Consider the following 4604-nt stretch of genomic DNA (forward strand, 5'->3'; position numbering starts at 1 on the left):
CCGCCCTACGCCATTCTGGGCCTGCCGCGCGTGGTGAGCACCGCCGCCGACGTGGCCGCCCTGGCGGCGGCCGTGCCCTCGCCGGCCAATGGATTGTGCTTCTGCACGGGCTCGTTCGGGGTGCGGGCCGATAACGACCTGCCAGCCATGGTGCGCCAGTTTGCCGAGCGCATTCACTTCATCCACCTGCGCAGCACCCAGCGCGATGCGGAAGGGAATTTCTACGAAGCCAACCACCTCGAAGGCGACGTGGACATGTACGCCGTGATGCGCGAGCTGGTGCAGGCCATGCGCCAGCGCAAGGTGAGCCTGCCCATGCGCCCCGACCACGGCCACCAGATGCTGGACGACCTGCCCAAGAAAACCAACCCCGGCTACTCCGCCATCGGCCGCCTGCGCGGGCTGGCCGAGCTGCGCGGGCTGGAGCTGGGCATCAGCCGCAGCGTGGCCGAAATAGTGAAATAAGTAGTCATTCAATAGTAAACGGGTAGAGTAAGTTGTTCGCTATTAGTCGTTAGCCAATGTTTTGTCAAAATGTTAACAACGAACAACTTACTCTGCCCCACTATTTTTTCGAAGCCACTACCAGTGGTTATAGCCAACCCGCTTTCCAACTAACGAAGGCATTTTCTGGAGAATAAAGCGCAACATGCGCGCGGCCTCGCAGTTGGCTTTAGACGCTCCAGAGGCACTCCCCAAAAAACAGTGGGGTAGAGTACGAGCAACCAATAGCTAACAACTCAAATCGAAAGCCAGCGGTGGGGCAAGGGCTTTCGGCTGCCAAATGCCGGGAGCCGCCGATGAACAGGGGAGGCTGGCCGAGGCACTGGCCAATGCCCGCACCGAAGCGGCGGCCGCGTGCGTTCACTAGCGGCAGGACGGCCCACGGCCGGGGCTGCCGGCTGTTTTTTATGCCCATTCAACGCTTTTTCGTCATGCTTACTTCCGTTGAGCTGCCGGGGCCTGAGCCCCGTTGGCGTTAGCGCCCGTCCGCCCGGTCCGGCTCGTTTCTGCCGAGGGGTGGGCGCGGTTCGTATTCGCATTGAACCAGGTGCCTGACCACGACCGGCCCGCTAGCCCAGCGCCGATGCCGGCTGCCGCAGCAGCCACCGCAGGGCCAAATCCTCGTTCTCGAAGGAGCGGTACACCAGTGGCAGGCCCTGTGCGTGCGAAGCGACGAAGGCAGAAGACAGCCGCACGAGCACATTGGGCGATATTACCACGGCCCCGTGGCGGTAGCCACTCGCCACCGCCTGCGGCAGCCACTCCTGGGCTATCCAGCGCTGCTCGGGGCCGCTGAAGGGCAGCATCTCGACCTGGTTGACCAGCACCCGGCCCCACCCGCGCCGCTGCAATTCGCGCAGAATGCCGTGGAGTAGCGCGCGCGTGTCGGCCGGGGTGCGGGACCGGGGGCCCCAGTCGGCCCGCAAAAACCCGGCGGGGTCGGCCAGGAGCTGCCCAGCGGTGTTCTCAAAAAGTAGTAGCGGGGGCGCCTGACTCATGAGGTAAAAGTACGCCTGGCCAACGGCCATTGTTGGGCTTGCCCGCCCCAGCCGAGCAAATGGGCTGGTTTGGTCGGGGCTGCGCTTTGGCATGGCTACTCCTTCATCACGCGCTGGGTTTGCCGGAAGTTGGTGCCGCTCAGCTTCAGCAGGTAGATGCCGGGGGCCAGGTTGGTGGTGTAGCGGCTCAGCTGGCTCTGAATCAAATCGACCGGGCCGTGGAGCGAGAGCAGCCGCGAGCCTTGCGGCAACGAAAAGTCGAGGGTGAGCAGGCCGGCGCTGGCAGGCACGCTGGCCAGGCTGAACGCCTGCGGCCCGGCGGGTGGGCTGGGATACACAAACAGGCGGTTCGCGCTGCGGTCCGAAGCCGCGTTGGTCATGCCCGAGAAATTCACGCCGATGAGCACCGGGTCGTGGTCCGAGGAGCGGAACGGGCTGGTGGCGTCGGTGGCCGCCCCGGCCACGTCGTACTCCAGGAAATACGGCTCGCCGGAGTTAATGTGCCACTTTTGCACGTCGAGGAAGCCCACCAGGTTGGGCGTAATCACGGCATGGTCGAGCGAGCCCGTGAGGCCCTTAAACACGTAGGACGCGCTGATGGGCGGCGTGGCCGGCACCAGCCCATCGGCCCGCAGAATGTCGATGGGGTCTTCCTCGTAGTTGGCGTTGTAGTCGCCGGCGCTCACCACTTTCACGGCCCCGGCCGGAATCACGGTCTTGTGGATGAACTGCACCAGCGCCTTGGCCTGCTGGCGGCGGCGGTCGTTCGAGCCGCCCTGCCCGTCGTTCTGGTCGGCATCGACCCCGCTGCCGCTGCCCTTCGATTTGAAGTGGTTAACGATGAACGCCAGCGTGTCGGCGTGCGCCTTGCGCTTCGTGATGAAAAGCTGCGCCAGCGGCGGGCGCTCGAACACGGCTGGCGCGTTGGCCACCAGCGCGGGCCCCAGCAGCGCCACGGCCGCCGGCTTATACAGAATGGCGCAGTGAATGAGGTCCGTGTTGTTGGGCTGCTGGGTGGCCCCGCCGTCGTTCACAAACGCGTAGGTATTGGCGCCCATGGCCTGGTTCAGGCCATTCACCAGGTCCTGCAGGGCCGAGGTGGGGCCGTTGCCATCGTTCTCAATTTCGGTGAGGCCCACCACGTCGGCGTTCATCTGGGCGAGGGCGGCGAGGATTTTGCTGCGCTGCCGGGCGAAATCGGCCGGGGTTTTGGCCCCGCGCGCGGTGGGAAAGCCGCCGCCCGCGCCGTCGCCATTGAAGTAGTTGAGCACGTTGAAGCTCACCAGCCGCAAGTCGAGCGGGCCGAAGGCGGGCGGCGTGAGCGGGCGCACGGTGCGCAGCGCGGGCGCGTTGGGCGCGGGCAGCGGCTGGATGCGCCACTTGCCAAAGCCGTAGCCCATAATGCCGCGCAGGTTGGCCACGGTGCTGCCCACGCGCACGGTGTGCAGCGTGGCGTCGAGGTAGGGGATGGGCTGCGGGTTGGCGGCCGCGCTGCCATCGTCGAGCAGAATGCTTTTGTTATCGTTGGCGGCCTGGTAGGCCTTGAGGGCGGCCAGGTTGCTGGTGCCGGTGCTGGTGGTGCCCGTCGAGGGGTTGTCGTTGGGGTCGATGAATTGGGTGGGCTGGTAGGCGATGCCGGCCGTGGACAGCGTAAGCTCGCCGCGCTGTTTCAGGTAATAAATGTCGGCCACCGTCAGCGGGGCGGTGAATTGCACGCGCATGCCTTCGTACTGCTCCAGGGCCGCGGCCGAAAACGTGGCGTTGGTAATCAGCGTGAAGGCCGGTAGCGGATTGCCGCCCGAAATGATGGTGACGGCGGGCTCCGTGAGCACGGCCTGGCCGAAGGAAGGCGCGCCCGCTTCTTCCTTCACGGTGCCGGTCACGCGCACGCGGCAGCCCACCGCCAGCGTGGGGTCGGGCAGCACCACAAACAGGGCGTCGGCGGTGGCGGGGTTGCCGTCGGCGGTGGCCGCGTCGTCCTGCACGTAAAATCCGGCCGGGCTCAGGCCGGGGTACACGGCCGTCACGATGCCCTCGATGGTGTACGTTCCCGGCGTGGCCGCCGCGCCCGTGCCCTGAATGGAGCCAATGGTAGTAGCACCGGCCAGGCGGGCAATCAGGAAAAGGCCAACAACACAGAGGAATTTATAGTACATCGCGAAGGTGAAAGTAAATTGAAACCGGATGGTAAAGATATTGCCGGAAGCTGCCGAACCTATACCCCGCCCGGCGCGTGGCCGCGCCAGCCGGCAAATAGTAGTAAGCTCAGGCCAGCCGGAGCCGGAAACCACGGGCCAAGTGCGCCGGCTACGCGCCGGGGCCGTATAATCAGCCCATGATTCCGCTGATAACCCACACGCCCCGCCTCCTCATTCTGGCCGCCAGCCGGGCCCTGCTCACCGCCGAGCTGCACAAGCCCCATTATTTCCCGGTGCTGCTGGGCGCCGCCCTGCCCGCCGACTGGCCCCCCGGCGCCTACAACCGGCACGCCATGGAGTATTTTCTGGAACAGCTCACGGCGGGCGGGCGCACGGCCGCCGGCTGGTACGGCTGGTACGCCCTGCGCAAAGCCGAGGGCGACACGCCCCGCACGCTGGTGGGCGCGGGCGGCTTCCTGGGCCCGCCCGATGCAGCCGGCACCGCCGAAATCAGCTACTCCATCGCGGCCGACTGGCGGGGCCAGGGCCTGGCCACCGAACTGGTGGCCGGGCTGGTGCAGCAGGCCGCCGCCACGGGCATGGTGCGCCGGCTGCTGGCCCACCCGGCCGCCGACAGCCCCGCCGCGGCGCAGGTGCTGCTGCGCAACGGCTTCGCGCCCACCGGCCCCGCCGCCGATGGCCGCCCGGGCTTCGCGCGGGCCGTGGAGCCGGCGATGCCCGCGTAAGCGCCGGCCCGGCCGGCACGGATGCTGCTAAAGCGGGGGCCTATATTTACCCCCTCAGACTAGGACGTGTGAACAATTAAGGTAGCTTTGAAGATGCAAAAAGACCGCACATTCCTGACCGACCCGCACTGGCAACGCCTTTCGCCACTCTTGCCGGGCCAAGCGAATGCCTGCGGCGTGACGGCCAAGGACACGCGCTTGTTCGTGGAGGCCGTACT

General features: G+C 66.4%; 4 protein-coding genes. 2 read left to right on the forward strand and 2 right to left on the reverse strand.

From position 1 onward, the window contains the following. The coding region (locus J4G38_RS24390; protein ID WP_226163798.1) for a mannonate dehydratase at positions 1–465 on the forward strand (465 nt) is incomplete at its 5' end. A 608-nt stretch (positions 466–1073) separates the two neighbouring features. On the opposite strand, the gene J4G38_RS24395 is transcribed toward J4G38_RS24390, so the two are convergent. Together J4G38_RS24395 and J4G38_RS24400 are read right to left on the reverse strand one after the other, a co-directional pair. Continuing rightward, positions 1074–1502 carry a hypothetical protein gene (locus J4G38_RS24395; RefSeq protein WP_210521524.1) on the reverse strand — a complete coding sequence of 143 codons (429 nt, stop codon included), beginning with the start codon at positions 1500–1502 and terminating at the stop codon, positions 1074–1076. Between the two features lie 95 nt (positions 1503–1597). Next, on the reverse strand, positions 1598–3658 hold the full coding sequence (locus J4G38_RS24400; RefSeq protein WP_210521525.1) for an ExeM/NucH family extracellular endonuclease: 2061 nt from the start codon (positions 3656–3658) through the stop codon (positions 1598–1600). A gap of 179 nt (positions 3659–3837) precedes the next feature. On the opposite strand from J4G38_RS24400, the gene J4G38_RS24405 reads away from it, so the two are divergent. Beyond that, the gene (locus J4G38_RS24405; RefSeq protein WP_210521526.1) at positions 3838–4386 is read left to right on the forward strand and encodes a GNAT family N-acetyltransferase; all 549 of its coding nucleotides are present in this window, start codon (positions 3838–3840) and stop codon (positions 4384–4386) included. The last annotated feature ends 218 nt before the right edge of the window (positions 4387–4604 follow it).

This window comes from Hymenobacter terricola, from assembly GCF_017921975.2.
Lineage (GTDB): Bacteria > Bacteroidota > Bacteroidia > Cytophagales > Hymenobacteraceae > Hymenobacter > Hymenobacter terricola.